The sequence below is a fragment of the Pseudoalteromonas sp. S1610 genome (assembly GCF_005887465.1).
Taxonomy (GTDB): Bacteria; Pseudomonadota; Gammaproteobacteria; order Enterobacterales; family Alteromonadaceae; genus Pseudoalteromonas; species Pseudoalteromonas undina.
Genome location: NZ_PNDI01000006.1, coordinates 1 through 23,899 on the forward strand (window position 1 = coordinate 1; position 23,899 = coordinate 23,899).

Here is a 23,899-nt window from a genome sequence, read left to right on the forward strand (position 1 = left end):
AAAGGTCAACAGACCCTAGTAACATGAATTAAGAATGCATGTAAGTGGTGTTTTTGCCGTTTGCCTTAGCCTGATAAACAGCGTTATCAGCATGCTTAAACAGCTCAGTAAACGTGCTGTTACTATCACTCATACATGCACCTACACTGACTGTTAGTCCTTCACTGCCCACTTTAATTTCAGCAATTAATTGGTGTAGTCTTTGGCAAAATATTAAGGTATCTGCACTATTGGTGTCGGGCAGCATAATTAAAAACTCTTCCCCACCATAGCGTGCAACTAAATCAGTTTGTCTGCTTATTTTTTTAAGACATTGGCCTAGTTCTTTTAGCACCCTGTCGCCCTCTAAATGACCATAGGTATCGTTGATCTGTTTAAAATCATCAATATCAATCACTAATAGTGCAACTGAGCGGTGTGTTCTTTTTGCTTGTTCGAGTAATAAAACACTGCGGTAATCCATTTCACGCCTGTTTAATAGCGATGTTAGCTCATCGGTAGACGCTAAAGATTGCAAGCGCTCAGTTTGTGCTTCTAGCTTTTCCCGTGTTTTTATCAACTCATCGTAGAGTTTATCTCGCTGCGTAGCATTAAAAAAGCTCCAGTATATAAACCCCTTTTCGTCAAGCTGAGCATTAACGGTAACCGCCATTCGCTCCCCCTGAGCACTGAGCATAATTAACTGCATTTCTTGGCATTTTTTTTCGTGTATTAAGGTAGGAAGCACATAACTTTGTAAAAATATTTTTGAAGATTTAGTTAGGATTTTGTCAATATACTTGCCAATAAGTTCATTGCAATGCCAGTGTAGTTCCTTTTTAAAATAAGTATTTACATAAACAATTACGTTATCCGCATTGGTCACCAATGCGCCACTTAAAAAGTAATCAGCAGAGTAATCTGTAACTCTATTATCATCTAATTGATGCAGTGGCATTAAGGTTAACTCACAAAGTCAATAATCGAACGGCCGACTGTTTCTGGGTGAGTCATATGAATACAATGACCATGTGCGCTTATAACTTGGAGCGTAGCGTTAGGTATTTCATTTGCGACAAATTCGCCTACAGATGGCGCGGCTAAAGCGTCATGTTCACTTTGTAAAACTAATGACGGCTGTTTTATATGTTTAAGCGTCGCGCGATAATCAGATAAAAAAGTGGCTTCTGCAAAGGTTTTTGCAATCAGTGGATCGGTTGAACAAAAGCTCCCCGATAACTCGGCTATAAACTCATCAGGGTGAGAACTACCCATAACTAAAGGTGCTAAATAATTGGCCCAGCCAATGTAATTTTTATCCATCAGGTTAAGTAGTTCATGCAAGTCTTGTTTTTCAAACCCGCCAAAATAATCAGGGGGTAAATTTAAAAAGCACGGTGAAGGACAAACCATAACAAGCTGAGTAAATAACTCTGGCTGCTCAATGGCGGCAAGTGCCCCAATTGTTGCGCTAACAGAGTGACCTATAAAAGTCACATCGCTAAGATCAAGTGCGTCACATATCTCAAGTACATCTTTGGCATAGCCATCAAGGGTTGAATAACGCTTTTTGTTGTATTGAGAAATATCAGACTTACCAGAGCCTACATAATCAAACAGCACTAAAGTAAAATGTTGCTCAAGCACTGGAGTAACAAACCGCCACATATTTTGGTCACAACCAAATCCGTGAGCCAAAACCAAGGTTTTACCACCCTTGCCAATTATTTTGACGTTGTTTCTTTTGCGTATTTCATTTAAGTGCGGCATTAGAATGATCCTTTTCTTTGTTCACCCAATAAAAGTAGTATATTTATTAAACATAGTGAGGACTACTGTTTATATAAATAAGTTTAACTCATTGCAAAGCTTTATACATCAATTAGTTAGATGAAAAATCATCAAGAGAAAAAGTACATACTATTGTATTAAAAAGTGTGATTATTTATTTTGCTTAGGGATAAAAATACACACTTTTTGTTAACATTAAATTACATCCTTAGCAGCCGGCATCATCTTAAATAAAATGGCTATTACAACCAAACGGATTAGTTCTGGTGCTCGTACTGCCCACGATAAACTTCAAATACTTTTAATACGGTGTGTTGTTCTTTTGAAAGCGCGTCAAACCAATCGTCAAATAATTCATCATCTTCTTGTTCGCTTAATGCTAAATAATGAGCAAGTAATTCAATGATGTCGTTATGAGAACACCCTAACGAATCAACTTGTTTAGCCAATATACTGTGGTCACGCTCTCTGAGAGTATCCATGACTCCTTGGTCGATTTGGTCTTGTTGTGCCTGAGCGTCACTCATAAAACTACCTCTATTAACGTTATTAAATTCTTATTATTTTGTTCGCTGAGTCTAGTTATAGCAGCCTAAATACTAATAGCCAGTACTTTTGATCTAAGTGCTTATTTTTTGACTATTTTGTGCAAATACACAGCAATTACACTGCGTTTAAGGCTATTTAAAATGATTTGCAAAGAGAAAATAAATACGTTAAATTAAATGATATACTATCACATAACACTAAGGCATTTTATGAAGCCCAATATTCACCCTGATTACCATGTGGTTGCTTTTCATGATACTGCAGCTGATTCTTACTTTATTATTGGTTCAACCATTAAAACCAATCGCACCATAGAAATTGAGGGTAAAACATACCCTTATGTTCCAATTGATGTCTCAAGTGACTCACATCCATTTTATACAGGCAAACAAAAAACGCTCGCTACTGATGGACGCGTTGCGCAATTTAATCGTCGGTTTAAAAACCTCTCTACAGCTAAAAAGGAAAGCAAATGAAAGTTTTAAGTTCATTAAAAAGTGCAAAACAACGACCAGGTTGTCAAATTGTAAAGCGCAAAGGGCGAGTATTCGTGATATGTAAAGATAACCCTAGATTTAAAGCTGTGCAGGGTATGAAGAAAAAGTAGCAAGATAAAATAATGCCGAGTTTATACTCGGCATTATTATTAGGGTCTGTTTATTTAACTACAACAGAAAACTCAGGCACTGCTTGAATAACCTTTTTCACGGTACATGTATTTACCGCAGCAATCAGCGCTTTTTTATATTTAGCTGGGAAACCTTCTGGCAAGCCAATTTCGATTGAAAATAGCTTCTTACCGTTTTCATCTACATTTTCGTTATTTTGTGTCAGTGTCATCCCCTCAGTCGAGATCTCTCTTTGCTGACAAAATTTACGCGCATAAAAACCAGCACACAACACCATGCTTACTAAAAAATAGTCAAACGGCTCTGGATGTTCTGCATCACCACCAGCGTTTATGCTTTGATCGCTTATAACTTCATGCTCACCAAACTTAGCACTTAACTTTTGACCATCTAACATTGAAACCGAAATTTCCATTACTAATCCTTATTTTCCAAACAATAATTCAAAAAAGCCTGGAGGCTCGTGTAATTCGTGATATTTTTTGCGCAAATTATCAATCGCCTTAAGTGGTTTTTTTGCCGACTCAAGTCCCTGCTCGTTCGCTACTTTTTTGGCTAACTGGGCTTGAATCAGCACCTTATCTAACCCTTGCACCGACTTTTCAGCTTCTTTATAAAACTTGGCTTGCTTACTTTGCTCTATCAATTTAATAAATTCATCGATAGCGCCATTAAATTCTGCTAACTGGGTTGCTTCAACACTTTGTTTATAAGCAAGCCCAATGTTTTTCATGGTCTTTTCTAAGTCGCTCATTTCATTTGCGGCAACTGTTTGACTAAATATTAATACCATTAACAACAAAACTGCTTTCATTAATACATCCTAAAAAATAATTGTTGCATACATACTAAACTTACTGAGGTATTATATAGCATAACGCCTAGATGTCACACGGAGCACTTGCACAAGGATAAAGTTGGGCTTTAAAAAGTTTACAGAGAAATGTATGTCCTTGTTTAAATTATACCGCCTGCTAACGTTTACCTGCATTCTGTTGAGTAGTTATAGTGCTCATGCCCTAGAAGTCATATTTATTAACCCTGGTTTTTCTAATACTGAAAATGCACAAAACAACACAGGAAACTTTTGGTTTGATGTTTCTAAAATCATGCAAAATGCAGCCACTGATTTAGATGTTACATTAACGACAAAATACGCAAACCGAAATCATATTTTAATGAAAGAGCTTATTCAGCAGGCTATAAATGATAAGCCCGATTATCTGATCCTCGTAAACGAAAAAAATGTTACCAGTAAGTACCTCTCTAAAATAGACAGTAAACATGTCCCTATTTACTTTTTATTAAATCGCCCCTCGCCTGCGTCACTCGATATGTTACGTAAAAATGGCACTAACATAGTCGGTAGTATTACCCCAAATAATCGCGTTGCAGGTAAATCATTGATGCAGCAGCTTTATAAAAAGTTTACCAATAAAACAACAACTAGCGCACATATATTGGCGTTATTAGGCGACTATGCAACGCCTGCTTCTATTATGCGCACTCAAGGGTTAATGGATTTTTTAGCGCAAACGCCGCAAGTTACTTTAATCGCTAAAGAGGTTGCCAATTGGTCTGAACAAGAAGGGTTTACAAAAACTTTGGCGTATATGCATCAAGCTCCTGAAATTAACATTATTTGGTGTGCAAATGACGCCATTGCTTTTGGCGCAAAAAGGGCATTAAAACAGCTAAACATGCAATCTCAGGTTATTGTGGGCGGTATTAACTGGGAGGTTCCACCTAATAATGGTTCAGAGCTTGATGTATCTATAGGAGGTCATGTTTTGTTAGGTGCTTATGCTCTGGTTAATCTGTTCGACAACCATACGCAACCAAAACTTAGTCCTTTGCTTCATCGTTCAGCTGATATTTTTGACCCACTTACTGATGAAAACACCCCCTTATATACGGCGATAAATACAACAGGTCTAGCAGAAATAAACTTTATACAGTTTAGTAAAACACGCGCTGACTGGCATAAATTCACAATAGAAAATCTACTTTTAGCGCTTAAACAATAGCACTGTAAAGCCCCTTTACAGTGCGGTTACTTTATTTAAAACTCTGAATGTAATTGTTTGCGTTATTTATGCCTTATTAGATAGCCAAAGCGTTTGATAGGGTGCTAACTGCATGGTTTGTAACGCGTCATCGAGTGTTGTATTAGAAATTAGCTCAACCCATTGCTGGGTATTTATTAAGTTTAAGTCGGCTAAGGTTAAGCTTTGTGGCTGACTGCTAATATTATAAACACAAAAAATACTTTGTTGGCGGTCTATACTTTGTCGCCAAAAACCAAATACCCCCTCTCCTAAGTGCAAAGTAAATTGTGTAGCATTAGGATGGAATGCAGCTTGCCTTTTACGCACTGATAATAACTGTTTTATTCCCTTGAACACCTGGTAATGGTGGCTGTATTTTTCTTCAATAGCCGCTAATAATTTTGATTCTTGCCAGCGATGACGATTAATTGCGCGATTGTGCTGCGAATTTTCAAAGCGCTCATAGTCATTAGTTGTGCCAAGTAAACTATGTATGTATAGCCCCGGTATTCCTTCCATAGCAAACATAATGGCATGGGCACACAAAAAACGCTCAAGGCCATATTTATCTGCGCCATTATGCGTACCTTGTAAGGCATCAAATAAGGCAATATTTAGCTCATAGGGGGTATGTGTGCCATCGTGACTGGTGCGCATTGAAACACGACCCCCAAATTGCATGGTCGTACTTACTAACGAAGCAACTTCACTCGGTTGTAATAAGCCTTCAATTGGCCTCAAACCAATGCCATCATGAGAGGCTATAAAATTAAAATATGCGGTACCGTTTTGTGCTGGCGGCATGCTCATCATCCAGTGCTTAAGCGCGGTACTATCACCACTAAGTAAAGTGTGCAATAACAACGGCGGCAAAGCAAAGTTATAAATTGCATGGGCTTCGTTGGCATTACCAAAGTAAGATAGGTTTTCTTGATTAGGAATATTGGTTTCGGTAATAATCACCACACTGGGCTCAGCATGCTCAATCAGCGTTCGCAGTAAACGCACCACTTCATGGGTTTGTGGCAAGTTTATACAACTGGTGTTGAGTTTTTTCCATAAAAAGGCCACAGCATCAAGGCGAAATAGGCGAATACCGTTATCTAAATAGTGGCGAATAATGCCAACAAACTCTTTTAAAACCTCAGGGTTTTCAAAATTAAAATCCACCTGATCATGACTAAATGTACACCACACATGCTTATCACCGCTTGCTGTGGCTACCGTATGTAATAATGGCGAGGTTCGTGGGCGCACTACTTGGCTTAAATCATCAGTTAAACTGGCTGTTTTAAAGTAGTCTTTCCCTGGGTGAGTATCGGTTAAAAAGTTTTCAAACCAAAGGCTTCGGCTAGAACAATGATTAATCACTAAATCAGCCATTAACTTTACATCGTTGGCAATCGCGTTAATATCTTGCCAATCGCCCAGCGCTTCATTAACTTGCGCATAGTTCATTACCGCAAACCCTTCATCTGAGCTGTACGGATAAAAAGGTAAAATATGCAGTGCATTAAGCTGGTGATCGCACTGCTCTTTTATAAAGCGATGCAAGGTTTTTAACGGCGCCTCTAGGGGAGTTCCAACTGCTAACTCACTGTCTTCATGATTTATAATAGAATCGCCATAGGCAATTAAAATAATATCTTGTTCATCCCAGCGATTAGTGTGCGGCGTAGGATCTCGAAGTGGGTTATTACTCAATATCAAGGTGATTAATTCTTCAGCCAACTCAGCTACCGGCATAGGTAACTCAACCCCTTGATAAATAGTATGTAAATGTTGTTCGACTCGTTGAAAAAACTGTTCCCTAACTATGTCCACAGGCGCCTCGTTTAAGTATACCAATTTAACTGTATTGTTCGTTATCAAGCTCAACGGCTTCTTTTAATCGATCTAGTACATCGGGCATCGCCGAAGCTACACGGTTCCAACTCGGCACAAATGGCGCTTCCATTGGGTTTTCTAAAAAGTGTTGGCCAGCATTCATAATATTTTGTGCAAACATTTCTACCGCTTTTTCTTCTTGGTGAATATCAAGTGTTAAGCCGTTCATTAACGCATCATTATGATAGGTTTCAATAAAGTCTAAACCAATGCGGTAATAAGTCGCTTTTAATGAGCGAATGGTTTCGCTGGTAAAGGTAACCCCCTGGGTCGCTAGCTTTCTAAATAGTGCTTTGGTTATATCAATAGACATTTTAGAAAGGCCAGCAGTTTGGTCATCCAGCGATAATTCTTGGTGTTTATGATCGTAGTTATCGGCAATATCAACTTGGCATAAGCGGTTATGGGAGTAATTACGGTACATCTCGCTTAATACGCCAATTTCTAATCCCCAGTCACTAGGAATACGAATATCGTTTAATACATCGCGTCTAAACGAAAATTCACCGGCTAATGGGTAACGAAACGAGTCCATATACTCAAGGTAGTCTCTGCTGCCTAATATGGTTTTAAACGAGCGTAATAACGGAGTAACCAGTAAACGCGATACTCGACCATTTATTTTTCCATTGGCAGTACGCGGGTAAAAGCCTTTACAAAATTCATAGTTAAATCGAGGATGTGCAACGGGATAAATTAATCGCGCTAATAAGCCTCGGTCATAAGTTAAAATATCGCAATCATGTAGTGCTATTGACTCAACCTCCGCGGTAGCGAGTTTATAGCCCATGCAATACCACACATTACGGCCTTTACCGAGCTCGCGTGGCGCCACACCTAAAGCTTGAAGCTCTTTATCGAGCGCCTGCAAACGTGGGCCATCGTTCCACAACACTTTATGGTTTTGATCAAGCGATTTAAAAAAGTTCAATGCATAGCGATACTGGCTTTCGTCGGCTCTGTCTAAGCCTATAGTTATTTGCGATAAATACGGTACTTGTTGCAGCTCTTTAACAATATTTTGTAAAGCAGGGCCTTCTAACTCACTAAATAATGAAGGCAATATAAGCCCCATTGGTCGCTGTTTACTAAAGCCAAGTAACTCTTTTTCTAAATCGTCTACGGGTCTATTGGCAATGTTATGTAGTGTTGTAATAATGCCATTTTGATAAAAATCAGCCATGTAAACTATACTCCTCAGAACTGGGTAAAATACTGTTAATACAAGGTAGTGCTGTAATTTCTTCAACCCAGCCTAGCGGTGCCGGCAATTGAGAATAGCGCGCTTTGTTATAGGTTAATTTAACTGGCTTTTTACTCTCTGGATTGGTAATGATGATGGCGATATCAGCCTCTTCTAGCATTTGCTTATCGTTTTCACTATCCCCTAGCGCAATAATGCTCAGCGCTTTAGTAAACTGCGTATTAAACTGCTGCACTAACCATTGCTGAGCCATGCTTTTATCGGTATTTTTTCCAATGTGAACAAAGCGCCCGCCTACTTTAACCTCGTAGCCATATACTGATATCGCATTGATAAATTCATTTAGTTGCTGCTCATCGCCATGCCAGTAGAGCGGATCTGAGTATTGACGGGTTTGTGCTTGCGTTGCTTGTAGCTGGTTTAATCCTGTCATTTTCATTACCTGCTCACTGGTCAGCTCACTAAACAAACTATATTGGTCGCCGTAGTCTTTTTTTAAGCGTTTTAAATCAGTCCATAAATTGCTAATGGGTGCAGCAAACGAGTAACACCAGTAGCCTTGGTATTCGCTGCAGCCAATTGGCCTGAGATTAAAATAATTTTTAGGAATATAAACAGCCGAGCCATTTTCAACAATGAAAGGCTGTGTAATATTAAGCGCTTGTTGCAGTGCAACTACTTCACTAAATGTTTTGCTGGTATTAAATACCACAGGTACACCGCTGTATTGCAGCTCTTGTAATAAGGTATCTACCGCATAGGTGTTGTAATCTCTGTGATTGAGTAATGTGCCATCTAAATCGGTAAAAATGATAGGTTGTACAATACTATCGCTTGTAAGCACCATCGCAGTTACATCTCGATTACTATCGAGCTCTATAAGTGCATTTGCTTTAGCACTAAGGGTGTTGAGGTTTTCACGCGTGATGCGTTCAAAATGAGAAATAAACCACAATAACTGCTCATCAGTCATAGTGCCTGCGCCCTGCCCTTGTTTGGCAATTAACTTGTGTTCTTGCTCTTGGCGCCACGCAAACACATCATCAAAACTCGGGGCTTTGAGCATAATTGTGTAATCGATTTTATCAAAAACGGTTTTATATTCATTGGCTAAACAGCTGTTAATACAGCGACGCCATAACCCTTGTTGATCGTATGATTTTTCTAGCTCGTTAATAGGCTCAACTAAAGTAAAAGGCTGCTGTGGTTCACTGGCTACACACCACCCTTCTAAAATAACAACATCGATCGGCTGACTATTAGTTAACCATTTGTTTTTTGCTACAGGTTCATCTTGTTGCTTATCAAAACGCGGCAGCGGTACATTTACTTCAGTATTTAATAAACGGCTAATGGTGTTATCCATCAGCGCGACATCATGTGTACCCGGAACGCCTCTAGTGGCGAATAAACAATGCACATCTTGCGCTAACTGTTGGCGTTTTTGAGTTGATAAATAAAAGTCATCAATAGAAAGCGCAACACAGTTTAGGTGGGTATTTTGGCTAAACCAAGTTACTAAATAATCACCAAGTGTGGTTTTTCCTGAGCCTTGGCAGCCATTAATTGCGACAAATATAGGGGCTGTTTTTTTACTGGTTAGAATGTCCTGCGCAATAGCAGAAAAATACTGCTCGCTAATATACTGATATTTCAACGGCAGTTGGTGTTTTACTAAAAAAGCATTTATATCCACACTCTTGGTCTCCATATAACAATCCCTGAGTCAACTATAGGGTATGACTAAGGAAATGCAGTTACTAGACCAATATTATTTATTGTTACTTTTTAGTAGGTTAAAAAAAAAGCGCATTTAAAATGCGCTTTTTTGGTGCAATATTTTTAACCACAGTGCAAACTTAACTCTGGTTGCTCTGTGCTTTGGGTAATACTAAGTTTAATACTATGCCTAAAATAGCACACAAGCTCACACCTTCTAGGCTGAACTCACTACTACCTATGTACATACCACCAATACCACAAATTAAAATGAGTGCCACAATACTTAAATTACGCGGTTCACTTAAGTCATCGCCCGATTTAACTAAGGTGTTTAAACCAATAACCGCAATAGAGCCAAATAATAAAATCATTATTCCGCCCATTACTGGCACCGGAATGGTTTGCAAACTAGCGCCCATTTTAGCAACAAATGCTAAGCAAATTGCGATAATGGCAGTCCACATCATTACTTTAGGGTTAAAGTTTTTAGTAAGCATTACCGCACCAGTTACCTCTGAGTAAGTGGTATTAGGTGGGCCGCCAAATAAGGATGCGGCAGACGTGGCTAAACCATCACCAAATAAGGTGCGATGTAGTCCTGGTTTTTTCAAATAGTCTTTTTTTGTAACTTGGCTAATTGCCATCATGTCGCCAATGTGTTCAATAGCAGGCGCAATTGCCACCGGCACCATAAATAATATGGCTTGCCACTTAAACTCTGGTAACATAAAGTTTGGCACAGCTAACCACTGTGCATTACTTACGGCTTCAAATTGCACTATACCCATAAATAACGATAGCGTGTAACCGGCAACAACACCGGCTAAAATAGGTATTAATTTAAATACCCCTTTACCCCACACGGCAAACACTAAAGTAACGAGCAATGAGAACATAGAGATAATAATAGCGCTGTCGTAGGCAATAATTTGTGTGCCACCATCGCCACTTTTACCCATGGCCATATTAACCGCTGCAGGCGCAAGCGCTAGACCAATTACCATAATCACTGGGCCTACCACAATTGGCGGCAAAATTTTATGTAAGGTTTTTGTACCTTTAAACTTCACCAATAAACTTAATAGCATATAAGTAAAGCCCGCCGCCATTAAACCACCCATAGTGGCGGGTATACCCCACATTTGTACTGAGGCAATAATGGGTGCAATAAACGCAAATGACGAAGCTAAAAAAATAGGCACTTGGCCTTTAGTCACAAACTGAAACAACAAAGTACCTAAACCAGCGGTAAACAAGGCTACGCTAGGATCTAGGCCGGTTAAAATAGGCACTAGTACCAATGCACCAAATGCAACAAATAGCATTTGGGCACCGGTTAGAATGGTTTTTATAGAAAATGTAGAATTATTTTGCACTGCTAAACCTTAGTAAACCGTACCGAAAATTTTGTCACCTGCATCGCCAAGCCCTGGGATAATGTAGCCTTTTTCATTTAAATGGCTATCAACTGAGGCAGTAAAAATCTCAATATCAGGGTGAGCGGCTAATGTTTTTTCAACGCCCTCAGGTGCAGCAACCAGTACGATTACTTTAATTTCTTTACAGCCCGCTTTTTTAAGCATATCAATGGTGGCGATCATAGAACCACCAGTAGCCAGCATTGGGTCAATCACTAAACTTAAACGCTCATCAATATTACCTACTAGCTTTTCAAAGTAGGGTACTGGCTCAAGAGTTTCTTCGTTACGCTCTAAACCCACTACACTCACTTTAGCCGCAGGGAGTAACGACATTACGCCGTCCATCATACCAAGGCCCGCACGTAAAATTGGCACCACGGTAATTTTTTTACCCTTAATGTGCTCAACTTTAAGTTTATTACCGTCCCAACCTGTAATTTCGTTATCTTCTAATTCTAGGTTTTTAGTGGCTTCGTAAGTTAATAATGTGCCCACTTCTGAACACAACTCGCGAAAACTTTTCGTGCTAATTCCATGCGCGCGCATTAAACCTAACTTATGTTGAACAAGGGGATGAGAAATAACGTGAATAGCCATAGTAATAAACCTAGTGATAAAAAATTTGACGTATTTTATATTAAAACAGGCCGTTTGACTGTTAATTTTAGTCTTGATTTCATAGTTCGTGCCAAAATATTTAATTTAGCCACAACTATAAAGATTTTTGTGTTTATGAGTTGTTACTCGCTAACCAATTATTTACCTGATCATGCATGTAGCTGTTAACCTTTTTGTGTTCTGGGCTCCACCCAAGTAAAAACCGATAAAAGTCTGCCCATGCCACTGGCCATAATTTAGCCCATTGTGTAACAACATCATCAGCATTAATGTGTGGTTGATAGTCACTCAGAGCATGCTTCAATTGGCTAAAGTAATAGTCGAGGTAGCTCTGTGCGTGTTTATGAAGCTCAGAATCATCCATACAACTGGTCATAAAATACATTACATCAATCACCCCAACACCCGCACCCACATATTGAAAATCGTAACCGCGTATATGCCCTTGGCTATTAGCGGCAAAGTTAGCAAGCTTGGCATCACCATGAATTAACGTTTTATAATCACACTGCTTTAACGCGCTGTTTAACAGTGATGCAGCCTGTTTAATATCGGACTTTTCAGGTAAGTTATTAAATTCATCAGGGCGTGTATCTAAATGCCAATAACTTCCTTGCTGCCATAAGCCATCAAACTTTGCATTTAAATGAAAGGCATGAAAATGTGCCAACCACTTTAATATTGCTTTTATATTCTCGGTGGTTGCTTGGCTGTACCCCAGCTTTGAAAAATCTGTAAACACCAAGGCAAACTCATCGCCTTTGTTGATTGCTTTAATGCATTCAATAGCTGCCGCTTGCTTGGGCAGCTTATGACTAAATTGCTGATAAAACGTATATTCAACGTGGTAAGAGTCACGCTTTCTATTAAGCGCAAAGCTGCTTTGTTTAATTTTAGGGTGATTAATGTGATCGGGTACTTTAATCGCTTTAATCACACAGGCTTGCTCATCAAGTTGACACTTCACAATTTGACCACAGCCACTCCAAAGCGAGGTTAGGGTTTCGCCAATAGCTATACGTTGAAAATGCGGAGTAAGTAATGGAAGATAAAAAGACATAGCCATATTAGGTTGCTAAATTTTAGTTAGCTTAACATTAGACGGTGTTTTTAATAAAAGGTCTTAAAACAAAGCTCTTAATAAATAAGTTCATATGGTTTTACACAAACCAGTATATAAAAAACGAATGCTAGTTTTTGAATGGATGGCCAAATTAGTCATACCACAAAAAGCAGCTTGTCATGCGTATTTTGCACAGAACTCTATACAACTTAGTCGCCTACCATTTATAGTTATAGCGTTTACATTTGTATTTATGGCTTGAAAACCAAATTTTATTAGTACACGCATTGATGCGGGATTATTTTCCAAGACCAACGCTTTCAGCTGAGTAATATTAAATTTACTTTGAGCAATATTTATAAGCTGTGACAAACAAAAACTAGCAGCCCCCTTAGAAATAAAAGCTTCAGCCACACGATAGCCAACAAACGCTTCATTATTTGAGACGTCCTTAATATTTGCTCGTGCAACTATAATGTTATTTTGAAGTAATACCCCACTATAACCAGTGCCTTCATTCATTTGATTAATTAATAAATCAATGTGCTCGGTAACACCTTTTATTGAATAAAACGACTTAGCTCTAGGCTCAATTAGCGTTTCAAACCATTGCTTATTTTCTAATTCAAAATCTAACAGTTGACTAGCATGATGTTTAGCCAGTTTTTCAAACACCATATGAACCTCTAATCCTTTCGCCAAATAACAGACTTAAAATTGTTAATTAAATTGATGAGGATGTGTTCACTAGAACGGGGGAAGAGCATTGTCCGTTTAATGATCATGCTAAATACCGTTTGTTACCGATAAGTATTTGCTTTTACCGAAACTGACATAATAAATAGTTAAAAAAAGCAATTTGAATATATTACTACCAAAAGAATTTTTAATAATAATTCCTTTGTCAGTAATTGAGGCTACAGGAAAAGTTTGGCTTGAACACCAATCTATTTTCGCTTGAATAGTTTTAGTTGAATCAGGGATGTTTACTGTTTGCGTAACCCCTCTTTTTATAGTGGCAACTTCTACGTCATCCGCAAACAACTTATAGTCTCTCGCCATATCTACAAATTGTTTTGGTCTAAAAACTTGAATATTCATCTAAACTCCATTTAGGTATTTAACCCCCCAATAAGCCGCCGAAAGGAGCATAGCGTATTGAGGTCGGTTTAATTGGCTTGTTAGAGTGCTTCTTCAACTTTTATGCCTGCTGCAGAATACAAGGTTTGTATTATACTTTTTGCCAGTGCTATTAACTCTTGCAGCACTTGAAGTGCTGGTTTTGTTGAATCTATGTCACCAATTACAATTTCAACGGGCACATCTAATTCCTGCTCAATTATGTTCGATGGTGGCACTTTGGCTTTTCTTCTCTGTGTCCAAGTCATTGGCTGTACTTGCCAACCAACATCGCGATAATTATTACCAAAGCCACAATTCATTAAACCAGATGGAAAATCAGGAACCAGTCTTTGAATCATTGAGCTACTAATTTTCGTGAAGTTACCTGTTGGGACTAATAACTTGTGTTTATCCATAACGTCCAAGTCGTGAATGGCACAAAGAAGTATATTCCCACCATCTCTATATGGCTTTAAACTCGCTAGTGCGTGAGCAAAATCTTTCGAAACTCTCGAAGGTATACCAGTCAAAACAGAGTCTTTCAAGGCAGTCTCTGTTGAGGTGATTGGAAATTGAATGCTTTTTCTTTCTCCATCAGATTTTGCATACCTCTCAGTACAATTCCAATATGCATGATCAATAGCAGCTCTAAGATTATGGAGGACATCGCCAATTATTACGGCAGCTTCATTAGCAACATTTTCGTTTCGCTTTGCGAATGTTGCTCTTCCACCAGTTTTGCAATTAGTTTCTAAAAAATAACCGAACGGCTTTTTCTTTTTAAACATCTGTGCAAGTTCAGCATAATGCTTTTCTGCACGTTTTACTTTCAAGTAGGCACTATCCATATTCGCACTCTAACAACTTTATCAAAGGACACTTTCCTCTTTTTATGAGCAATGTGTGCCCCCTTAATTATTTTACACATTAATAACAAATCATGTAACTCATTGCCAGCTTAAAACTTTTAGTTAGGCTGTTCTTTTAATACAGTGCAGAAAAGAGGAAAGCGTCCTCATTTCTTGGCTTTGAAAGAAACACCAAAAATGACAAGCGTTGCGAATCTGCTTAAATTGTTTGTTATGTTCGAAGTTTAACTGCTGTGCCAAACACTAATATTTCTGATGCCCCATCAGTAACTGAGCTAGTTGTAAATCGTATTCCTACTATTGCATCGGCATTTAACTTTTTTGCATCTTCTATTAATCGTTCTACCGCTACATTTCGAGCTTCCATCAACATCTCGGTATAGCCTTTGAGTTCGCCACCCACAATCCCTTTTAAACCAGCCATGATATCTCGACCAACATGTTTAGACTGAACCATGTTGCCATTGACGATTCCCAATACAGCTTCGATTTCCTTGCCAGGAACAGTTTCCGTTGTCGTATAAATCATAATTTTTCCCTAAAACATAACAGCTCATTAAACACCACTTTGGGAGTTATAACCCTCAAAACAGCGTATATTATATACGCTCAATAATTCCACTAAACAACTCTAATGTAAACAAGTAATTACGTAACTTATTTACCACCCATTGTTAAAATACACTAAAACAACGTTTAATAATGTTCTGTACCATTAAATTAGTCGTAATTAGTTATGGGCTTAAATTACACCCATAAAAAAGCCCCGCTTGATGTTACTCAAGCAGGACTCCACACTAATTTTGTATCAATAAAAGCGCCTAAACTGCAGGCGCTTTGCATTATTGAATTTTATTGGTTAACCACGCTTTTAAGCGGATTAACTGGCTGTGCGTTGTCGTCTAGGATGTTCATATCGAAGTCGAACTCATCAACACGAATCGCTTTTTCACGCTTTTTGTTGTAATCACTTAACTGAACAAATTCAGCGTCGTTAATTACTTTTGCAGCAAGTGCATTTTCAAGCGTGATTGAAAAACGCGTACCCGGCTTAAAGGTTTTAGCACGTAGCGCTTTTTTCACTTTAGCTAATAGCTCAAGTGACGCCATTTTAGCTTTGTAAGCTTGCTCATTGATGTGATGACCATCACCTTCAATTGGCTTAACTAAATGTGTGATTTGCGCTTTAAATGCCGTATCAAGCTGAGCTTGTTTTGCTAATTCACGAATTAAATCATCGCTAATTTTTGGCATTTTAGTTGAGTAGTTCATAGTAATGAAACGAATGAACTTACGAGTACCACTTGCAGGGAAGTTGTCTAAGAACTTGTGCAATGCTTCTTCTGCACTTTGTAGTGCAAAACGAGTCGCATAATGGAAGTAAGGAGCCGCTTGCTCACGCTCGCTGCTTGCTACTTTTTGCTCGTAATACTTAATAGATGCCATAGCTGCATACAAGAAGCTCATTACATCGCCTAAACGTGCTGAAAGCATTTCAGCTTGCTTTAATTTACCGCCAAGTACTAGTAACGAGAAGTCAGCATATACAGCTAATTTAGCTGATAGTTTATGTACTGCTTTTTCGTAGTCACGTACTTCTGGTAATGCAGAGCTTGCGCCAGCAGTAAATGGTAGTACACCTAAACGAAATGCTCGTAAGCTATTTGCTGTGCTGTAACCAACCGTTTTGCGTAAAATACCGTTAAACTCTGCATCTGCGTTTTTGTCATCGCTATGAATAGACTCAACCATAGACTGTAGATATGGGTGACAACGCATAACACCTTGGCCAAAGATCATCAGGTTACGAGTAAGAATGTTCGCGCCCTCTACCGTAATGGCAATTGGCTGCGCCACATAACCGCTAGCAAGTGTATTTTGAGGACCGTTCTGAATTGCTTTACCCGCTTGAATATCCATTGCTGAGTCAAGCACATCACGGCCAAGCTCTGTCATATGGTATTTAGCGATTGCAGTCACTACCGATGGTTTTAAGCCCATGCCTAAACCTTCAGTTGTCAATACTCGCATTGCTTCTTGTAGGTATGTTTTACCTGCGATGTCAGCTAGCTTTTCTTGAATACCTTCGAATTGACCAATTGATAAACCAAACTGTTCACGCACTGCTGCGTACTCAGAAGCTGATTTAAATGCAACTTGTGCTGTACTTACACCCAATGCTGGTAATGAAATACCACGACCTGCGCCTAAACAGCTAACTAGCATTTGCCAACCGCGACCGATGTTTTTCTGACCACCGATAATAAAGTCCATTGGTACAAATACTTTGTTACCACGTGTAGTACCGTTGTAAAAACGGATACCCATAGGATCATGACGGTTACCAAGTTCTACACCAGGGTGCTCTTTTGGAATAAGTGCACAAGTAATACCTAGGTTTTCTTTACCACCCAATAAACCATCAGGGTCAACTACTTTAAACGCTAAACCAAGTACAGTAGCAATTGGCGCGAGTGTAATGTAGCGCTTGTCCCATGTGATTTCTAGGCCGAGTACTTCTTCGCCGTTATACATGCCTTTAGTTACGGTACCTACATCAGGAATACCGCCGGCATCAGAACCTGCTTCAGGGCTGGTTAATGCAAAACATGGAATGTCTGTACCATTTGCTAAACGTGGTAAGTAATGTGCTTGTTGCTCATCTGTACCGAAGTGAAGTAATAACTCACCTGGGCCTAATGAGTTTGGTACCATTACAGTTACTGCAACAGCTGAACTTTTAGTTGCGATAGTACCTACAATTGTTGAGTTAGCGTATGGGCTGAACTCTAAACCGCCAAACGATTTAGGGATGATCAGCGAGAAGAAACGCTCTTTTTTCAAAAACTCTAAAATGTCGTTTGGTAAATGAATACCATTTTGAATGACTGAATCATCAATCATGCCTAGTAGTTCTTGTACTGGACCGTCTAGAAACGCTTGTTCGTCTGCGGTTAATTTTGCCGCAGGTACATCGCGTAGCGCGCTAAAATCTGGTTTACCTTGGTAGATAGACCCTTCTAGCCATACATCGCCAGCGTCTAGCGCTTCTTGCTCAGTAACTGAAATACTTGGTAATACTTTTTTTAATTTTGTACGTAAACTCATAACGAACTCATCCGACCAGATAAATAATACCTACATTACGTCATAAAAATCGGTTTAGATCAATTACTCTATTCAATTAATTAACAGTTTTTTCAATTTATTTTCTTTACCTGAACGTAAACTGTTGAAATAAAAAGGCTTACACATGTACGCTGAATTATTATTTTTTTTGTTAAAAATTTAATAATTCTGGTTGTTGGCGCCGCAAATACGGATTTGGTAATAAAGTAGAAACAAAAAAGCGCAGCCTAAAATTAGGCTGCGCTTTTTAAATATGGGAATGTGAGTAAACCTAGCTTATTTTAACCACTTGTTTACCTGTAAAACCACCTGCTAACTGGTTGTTTAATGCGCTAGAAACAGCCTTTGCGTTAAAATCAACAGCTAATACTTCTGGAGGAATTATTTCGCCATTAGAGACCGTTTCAAGCAACAAATTACCCATAAAACTCATGCGCTGCTGCGCGCATAGGCTATTGGCTAACCACGCGCCACCTAAGGATACAATACTAATATTGGGTGCTCTACGGTACATTAGCTGCTGTTCAAAATTAGGCAGTGGATTTAAACAAGCAATACGACCACAAAAACGCATTAGCTCGATATTTTGAATGGTCGATTCCCCACCCATAATATCAATAACGGCATCAAATCCTTGTGGGCCAAGCTCTCGGCGAATTTTGTCACATAAGGCTTTGTCATTGTAATCAAAGACTACATCAGCCCCTAGCTGCTTAACCAGTTTGTGGTTACGCTTGGAGGCGGTTGTAAATACATCGGCACCACGCTGCTTTGCAAATTGAATAGCAAATTGACCCACTGCACCTGCCCCGCCTTCAACAAAGAGGGTATCGCCCTCAGTTACGGCTAATTTATCTAAGCTGATAAGCGCTGCCATTCCGGCGCAGGGCAAAGTAGCAGCCTTATCACTGGCTAATTGCTGCGGAATGATAGACACTGCATAATTAGGCACTTTTGCGTATTCGCTCAATATCCCTTGCTCACCAATACTGGCGTGCCACATTACACGCTCACCCACGCCAGGAAATACGCCTTTACCCGCTTTAACCACTACACCCACTGCATCCAAGCCTAAAACATGCGGATACTGCCATAAACAAAAGCCAGATTTAGCAAATTGCGCATCCACCGGATTTAAACCAACATACTCCACTTTTACTAACAGCTCATTACCTGTGCATTGAGGCACAGGTAATTGAATATCCGTTAAGTTAATATCCTCATTAGGCTCTATTAAGGCAATAGCCTGCATAGATGAAGGAATAGTATCTGGGTTTGTAACTACAGTATTAGGCATCAAAAACTCTACTAGTTAGTATTACTTAACGCGTAACTCCATCGTCCATTAAATGACTGGTAAGCATTTACCTTAGCCAGTAACGATGAAATAGTTGAATCAACAGCATTTTCTTGTGCTATTAAAACATCCTGACGTGCATCTAACAACTCTAAGTAAGGAATTTGCCCTTCTTCATACATTGCTTGTGCTTGTAAAAATGCATTATTAGCAAACTGATACCGCTGCTCAGCAAAACGCGATTGCTGTGCTTGATTGACCAAGTATTGCAATGAAAGTTCACTCTCGTTAATCGCTTTTAACACCACTTGTTGATAGTCAGTATAAGCAGCTTGACTTAAAAACTGCTGCGCATCACGCTGAGCCAACAACGCAGGATAACTCAATAAAGACCATTGTACTTGTGGTGCAACTTGCCACTGCTGCTGGGTGTCGCTAAAACCATTACTGCCCAAACTTAGCACGCCTGCAAAACCACTTAAGCTGATATCGGGTAATAGAGCTTTACTGGCTGCCACACTTAAACTATTTGCTTGGCTAAAGTCATATAATGCTCGGCTAATATCGGGCCGCAGTGCAATCGCTTGATTTGGCTTTGCTAGTGACACTTGAAATGCCTTGCTCAATACAGCACGTTCATCTTTAATACTCAGTGATTGCGTTGGTTGTGCACTTAATACCGCCAGCGAAGATAAGTCACGAAACTTAGCATATTCAATCGCCGGAATGAGCGCTTGTTGCTGCCTAAGTTGCGCCATGGTGCGGTTTAAATCAAGCTCATTTGCCACACCTTCATCTACTTGCGCCTGCAGCACTTGAATGCTTTGTTCAAGTGCTTCTATTTGCATTTCAATAATTTGTTGCTTTTGCAGGTTGCCCTGATAGCTGGCAAACCCTTTAACCACAGATGACACAACTTCAATTTGTAATAGCCTAACTTGCTCTGCTTGGCTCATAGCTTGTGAATTTGCGGCATCAACGAGTGCAGTTATTCGACCAAATAAGTCGAGCTGCCAGTCAAGTGCAACATTTGCACTTGATTGTCGGCTATTGGTATCGCCTAGTCCACTTCGTTTAGCTCCAACCTCAACACCGCCTTGCGGTAAGTATTGTGCTTGTTGTTCACCAATACGTGCCAACGCACTTTTAAGCACTAACTGACTCGTTTGTAAGTCGTAGTTATTAGCTAATGCGTTACTAACAAGCTGGTTTAATTGCGCTGAACCTAACTTGTACCACCAGTTTTGCTCATCTTCACCAACATACTGTTCTGCTGATATTGCTTGGGCAACAAACTCGTTTACTTGTTGTTGCTCAGCTGCTGTATCTATTTTGCTCGCACAGCCAGATAACACTGCAATCGATAACACTGAGCCTAAAAATGCCGGCATTTTAAATTTGTTTAAATGTAATTTAGTCATTTGAAGACTCCTCAGCGCGCTGCTTTTTTACCACCAGCATGTAAAACACTGGCGTAAATAATAGCCCAAATACAGTCACACCAATCATACCTGAGAATACTGCGTTACCCATTGCATGACGCATTTCAGCACCGGCACCAGTTGCCAACACTAACGGAATAACACCCGCGGTAAAGGCAATTGAGGTCATTAAAATAGGACGTAAACGCATGCGACACGCTGCCAACATAGCCTCAAGGTGCGATAATCCAGTGTCGTGTTTATCTTTGGCAAATTCCACCATTAAAATGGCGTTTTTAGAGGCCAGTGCCACCAGTACAATTAACGCTATTTGGGTAAATATATTGTTGTCTGAGCCTACAAACCACACCCCTAATAACGCAGAGAATATAGTCATAGGTACAATTAAAATAATGGCCAATGGTAAACGTAGGCTTTCATACTGTGCAGCCAGTACCATAAACACAAGCAATACCACCAGTGGGAACACGTACACCATAGTATTGCCGGCAAGTACTTGCTGATACGTTACCTCAGTCCACTCATATTCAATACCAGTAGGTAGCGTTTTCGCCAATACATTTTCAATCGCTGTTTGCGCTTGGTCTGAGCTGTAACCTGGCGCTGGGCTGCCGTTAAGTTCAGCACTTGGGTAACCGTTGTAGTGCATAACACGATCAGGGCCTATAGTTGGCGTTACCGTAAGCACTGAGCCTAGTGGCACCATATTACCTGCACGATTACGTACTTTTAGGTTTAGTATTTGCTCTGGGTCTACCCTAAATTCAGCATCTGCTTGAGCATTTACTTGGTAGGTACGACCAAACATATTAAAGTCGTTTACATACACTGAGCCTAAATAAATCTGCAATGAGTTAAATACTTCATCAAGCGCAATACCTTGGATAAGTGCTTGTTCGCGGTCAATATCAATATCCATTTGCGGTACTTGAATTCTAAAGCTTGAATACAGCCCCATTAACGCCGGATCTTTTTGCGCCGCAGCAATCACTGATTGCAAGCTATTAAATAATGCTTCAAAGCCTTTGTTTGCTCTATCTTCAATTTGCAGTTTAAAGCCACCTGTAGTGCCTAAGCCTTGAATTGGCGGGGGCGGAAATACAGCCACAAACGCTTCATCAATTGCCGCAAAACGTTGGTTTAACTGCGCCGCAATAGCCGAAGCTGACATACTCGGATCGGTACGCTCTGCAAAAGGCGCCAGTGGTGTAAACACAATGCCGCTGTTAGGGCTATTAGTAAACCCATTTACAGATAGACCTGGAAACGCCACGGTGTTTGCAACCCCAGGTACCTCGAGCGCTATTTGCTGCATTTGTTTTACTACCGCTTCGGTTCTGTCTAAGCTTGCTGCATCTGGTAGCTGCGCAATGGCAACTAAGTATTGCTTATCTTGCTGTGGTATAAAGCCACCAGGGACTGCGTCAAACAGCTTAATCGTGCCGCCAACTAAAGCAACATAGGCAACCATTACCACCACGCTCATACGAATAAGTTTTTGTACTAGCTTTTCATACCCTGTTGCACCACGGTTAAACAGTCGGTTAAATGGCTTAAATAACCAGCGACCAAATAATTTATCTAATAAGCGGGTAAACGCATCTGGTTTTGCGTCGTGCGATTTTAACAATAAGGCTGCTAGCGCCGGTGACAATGTCAGTGAGTTAAACGCTGAAATAACTGTTGAAATAGTTATGGTTAAAGCAAATTGCTTATAAAACTGTCCAGAAAGTCCAGTAATAAAGGCCGTTGGAATAAATACCGCACACAATACCAATGCAATGGCAATAATTGGACCGGTTACCTCTGTCATTGCAACGCGTGTTGCTTCAAGCGGCGATAAGCCGTTTTCTATATTTCGCTCAACATTTTCGACCACTACAATCGCATCATCAACCACAATACCTATAGCCAGTACTAAACCAAATAGCGATAAGGTATTAATAGAAACACCAAGCCACTGCATTACAGCAAAAGTACCAATGAGTGAAACTGGCACAGCTATAAGCGGAATAATAGATGCGCGCCACGTTTGTAAAAATACAATGACTACAATAACAACCAATGCGATTGCTTCAAGCAATGTCGCTATTACCGCATCAATAGAGCCACGAACAAATACCGTTGGATCATAAACAATGTCGTATTCAACACCTTCAGGAAAGTCTTTCGATAAACGTGCCATGGTTTCACGGACCTGATCTGAAAGCTCAATGGCATTTGAACCCGGGCGTTGAAATATTGGCATTGCCAATGCGGGTTGATTATCAAGTTCAGCACGCAGTGAGTACGAGTCTTGGCCTAAGTCAACACGCGCCACATCTGACAAACGCGTAAGTTGCCCTTGCTCACCGACTTTAATAATGACCTGCTTAAATTCTTCAATACTATTTAGGCGGCCTTTCACGTTTAATAAAATTTGAAATTGGCTATCGTTAGAGATTGGTTGAGCACCTAAGCTACCCGCTGCAACTTGCTGATTTTGCGAGCGCAAAGCAGCCACAACATCGGTTGCTGTAAGCTCACGTGCTGCTAATGCATCTGGATTTAACCACACACGCATAGCATATTTACCACCGCCAAATAACTGAATATCACCCACGCCAGGTAAACGCGCTATTTCATCTTTAATGTTTAAATCGGCATAATTTGATAAATACGCCGTATCATGGCTATTCTGTGGTGAATATAAATGCACCACCATGGTTAAATCGGGTGATGACTTTTCAGCAACTACCCCTAAACGCTGTACCTCTTGTGGTAACCTCGGTAATGCACTATTTACTCGGTTTTGCACCTGTACTTGAGCACGGTCTAAATCCGTCCCTAAGGCAAATGTTACGGTTAAAGTCATGCGCCCGTCACTGGTCGCTTGTGAAAACATATATAGCATGTTTTCAGTGCCGTTTATTTCTTGTTCAAGCGGTGTTGCCACTGTTTGTGCAATAACCGTTGGGTTTGCGCCCGGATAACTGGCTGTCACTACCACTGTGGGTGGCACAACTTCTGGGTATTCACTGACTGGCAGCTGAAATAAAGAAATGCCACCTGCAATCAAAATAATCAGCGACAGCATGGCCGCAAAAATCGGTCGCTGGATAAAAAAGTGTGAAAATTTCATTTAATAAC

22 protein-coding genes are annotated in these 23,899 nt (G+C 39.9%); 3 read left to right on the forward strand and 19 right to left on the reverse strand.

Annotated elements, in window-relative coordinates; translation table 11 throughout:
* Window positions 1-28 precede the first annotated feature (28 nt).
* The 3 genes from CWB77_RS03430 to CWB77_RS03440 all read right to left on the reverse strand — a co-directional run bounded on the left by CWB77_RS03430 (window position 29) and on the right by CWB77_RS03440 (window position 2,297).
* Entirely contained in the window at window positions 29-937 is a 909-nt protein-coding gene (locus CWB77_RS03430) for a GGDEF domain-containing protein (protein WP_138621378.1), read from the reverse strand.
* A gap of 5 nt (window positions 938-942) precedes the next feature.
* The gene (locus CWB77_RS03435) at window positions 943-1,749 is read right to left on the reverse strand and encodes an alpha/beta fold hydrolase (protein ID WP_138621380.1); all 807 of its coding nucleotides are present in this window, start codon (window positions 1,747-1,749) and stop codon (window positions 943-945) included.
* A gap of 278 nt (window positions 1,750-2,027) precedes the next feature.
* Window positions 2,028-2,297: a hypothetical protein gene (locus tag CWB77_RS03440; RefSeq protein WP_010388978.1), complete on the reverse strand. Its 270-nt coding sequence runs from the start codon at window positions 2,295-2,297 to the stop codon at window positions 2,028-2,030.
* 231 nt (window positions 2,298-2,528) lie between these two features.
* Between CWB77_RS03440 and CWB77_RS03445 the strand changes: the two genes are divergently transcribed.
* A complete protein-coding gene (locus tag CWB77_RS03445) occupies window positions 2,529-2,795 on the forward strand; it encodes a type B 50S ribosomal protein L31 (protein WP_008463845.1) in 267 nt (88 codons plus the stop codon).
* A complete protein-coding gene (ykgO, locus tag CWB77_RS03450; RefSeq protein WP_004586489.1) occupies window positions 2,792-2,926 on the forward strand; it encodes a type B 50S ribosomal protein L36 in 135 nt (44 codons plus the stop codon). The genes CWB77_RS03445 and ykgO overlap by 4 nt, the downstream gene beginning before the upstream one ends.
* 50 nt (window positions 2,927-2,976) lie before the next feature.
* Here ykgO and CWB77_RS03455 read toward each other — a convergent pair whose 3' ends face one another.
* Both CWB77_RS03455 and CWB77_RS03460 read right to left on the reverse strand, forming a co-directional pair.
* Window positions 2,977-3,363, reverse strand: a complete 387-nt coding sequence (locus CWB77_RS03455; RefSeq protein ID WP_008463841.1) for an OsmC family protein — start codon at window positions 3,361-3,363, stop codon at window positions 2,977-2,979.
* A 9-nt stretch (window positions 3,364-3,372) separates the two neighbouring features.
* Window positions 3,373-3,762: a cytochrome b562 gene (locus tag CWB77_RS03460; RefSeq protein ID WP_054201221.1), complete on the reverse strand. Its 390-nt coding sequence runs from the start codon at window positions 3,760-3,762 to the stop codon at window positions 3,373-3,375.
* Between the two features lie 133 nt (window positions 3,763-3,895).
* Here CWB77_RS03460 and CWB77_RS03465 point away from each other — a divergent pair, with 133 nt between their 5' ends.
* Window positions 3,896-4,975 carry an ABC transporter substrate-binding protein gene (locus CWB77_RS03465; protein ID WP_138621383.1) on the forward strand — a complete coding sequence of 360 codons (1,080 nt, stop codon included), beginning with the start codon at window positions 3,896-3,898 and terminating at the stop codon, window positions 4,973-4,975.
* Between the two features lie 66 nt (window positions 4,976-5,041).
* On the opposite strand, the gene CWB77_RS03470 is transcribed toward CWB77_RS03465, so the two are convergent.
* The 14 genes from CWB77_RS03470 to CWB77_RS03535 all read right to left on the reverse strand — a co-directional run bounded on the left by CWB77_RS03470 (window position 5,042) and on the right by CWB77_RS03535 (window position 23,891).
* Window positions 5,042-6,820, reverse strand: coding sequence for an alpha-amylase family glycosyl hydrolase (locus CWB77_RS03470; protein WP_138621385.1), 1,779 nt, complete (start codon window positions 6,818-6,820; stop codon window positions 5,042-5,044).
* Window positions 6,821-6,845: 25 nt separating this feature from the next.
* Window positions 6,846-8,066: a glycosyltransferase family protein gene (locus CWB77_RS03475; RefSeq protein ID WP_008115311.1), complete on the reverse strand. Its 1,221-nt coding sequence runs from the start codon at window positions 8,064-8,066 to the stop codon at window positions 6,846-6,848.
* A complete protein-coding gene (locus CWB77_RS03480; protein ID WP_138621387.1) occupies window positions 8,059-9,798 on the reverse strand; it encodes an HAD hydrolase family protein in 1,740 nt (579 codons plus the stop codon). Before CWB77_RS03480 ends, CWB77_RS03475 begins: the two co-directional genes overlap by 8 nt.
* Before the next feature lie 148 nt (window positions 9,799-9,946).
* On the reverse strand, window positions 9,947-11,185 hold the full coding sequence (locus tag CWB77_RS03485; protein WP_138621389.1) for a uracil-xanthine permease family protein: 1,239 nt from the start codon (window positions 11,183-11,185) through the stop codon (window positions 9,947-9,949).
* Window positions 11,186-11,194: 9 nt separating this feature from the next.
* Window positions 11,195-11,827 (reverse strand): uracil phosphoribosyltransferase, encoded by a 633-nt coding sequence (gene upp / locus CWB77_RS03490; protein WP_008466150.1) that lies wholly within the window; start codon window positions 11,825-11,827, stop codon window positions 11,195-11,197.
* A gap of 133 nt (window positions 11,828-11,960) precedes the next feature.
* A complete protein-coding gene (locus CWB77_RS03495) occupies window positions 11,961-12,908 on the reverse strand; it encodes a protein kinase family protein (RefSeq protein WP_171043248.1) in 948 nt (315 codons plus the stop codon).
* A 180-nt stretch (window positions 12,909-13,088) separates the two neighbouring features.
* On the reverse strand, window positions 13,089-13,613 hold the full coding sequence (locus tag CWB77_RS03500) for a GNAT family N-acetyltransferase (protein WP_249931420.1): 525 nt from the start codon (window positions 13,611-13,613) through the stop codon (window positions 13,089-13,091).
* 84 nt (window positions 13,614-13,697) lie between these two features.
* Window positions 13,698-14,012: a hypothetical protein gene (locus tag CWB77_RS03505; protein WP_008466158.1), complete on the reverse strand. Its 315-nt coding sequence runs from the start codon at window positions 14,010-14,012 to the stop codon at window positions 13,698-13,700.
* 80 nt (window positions 14,013-14,092) lie between these two features.
* Window positions 14,093-14,881, reverse strand: coding sequence for a hypothetical protein (locus CWB77_RS03510; RefSeq protein WP_138621393.1), 789 nt, complete (start codon window positions 14,879-14,881; stop codon window positions 14,093-14,095).
* Between the two features lie 232 nt (window positions 14,882-15,113).
* Window positions 15,114-15,431, reverse strand: a complete 318-nt coding sequence (locus CWB77_RS03515; RefSeq protein ID WP_008112402.1) for a heavy metal-binding domain-containing protein — start codon at window positions 15,429-15,431, stop codon at window positions 15,114-15,116.
* Between the two features lie 323 nt (window positions 15,432-15,754).
* Window positions 15,755-18,010, reverse strand: a complete 2,256-nt coding sequence (locus tag CWB77_RS03520) for an acyl-CoA dehydrogenase (RefSeq protein WP_054201229.1) — start codon at window positions 18,008-18,010, stop codon at window positions 15,755-15,757.
* A 292-nt stretch (window positions 18,011-18,302) separates the two neighbouring features.
* Window positions 18,303-19,328 (reverse strand): zinc-binding dehydrogenase, encoded by a 1,026-nt coding sequence (locus CWB77_RS03525; RefSeq protein WP_010388996.1) that lies wholly within the window; start codon window positions 19,326-19,328, stop codon window positions 18,303-18,305.
* Between the two features lie 11 nt (window positions 19,329-19,339).
* A complete protein-coding gene (locus CWB77_RS03530; RefSeq protein WP_138621395.1) occupies window positions 19,340-20,749 on the reverse strand; it encodes a TolC family protein in 1,410 nt (469 codons plus the stop codon).
* On the reverse strand, window positions 20,742-23,891 hold the full coding sequence (locus CWB77_RS03535) for an efflux RND transporter permease subunit (RefSeq protein WP_054201232.1): 3,150 nt from the start codon (window positions 23,889-23,891) through the stop codon (window positions 20,742-20,744). Before CWB77_RS03535 ends, CWB77_RS03530 begins: the two co-directional genes overlap by 8 nt.
* Window positions 23,892-23,899: the final 8 nt, after the last annotated feature.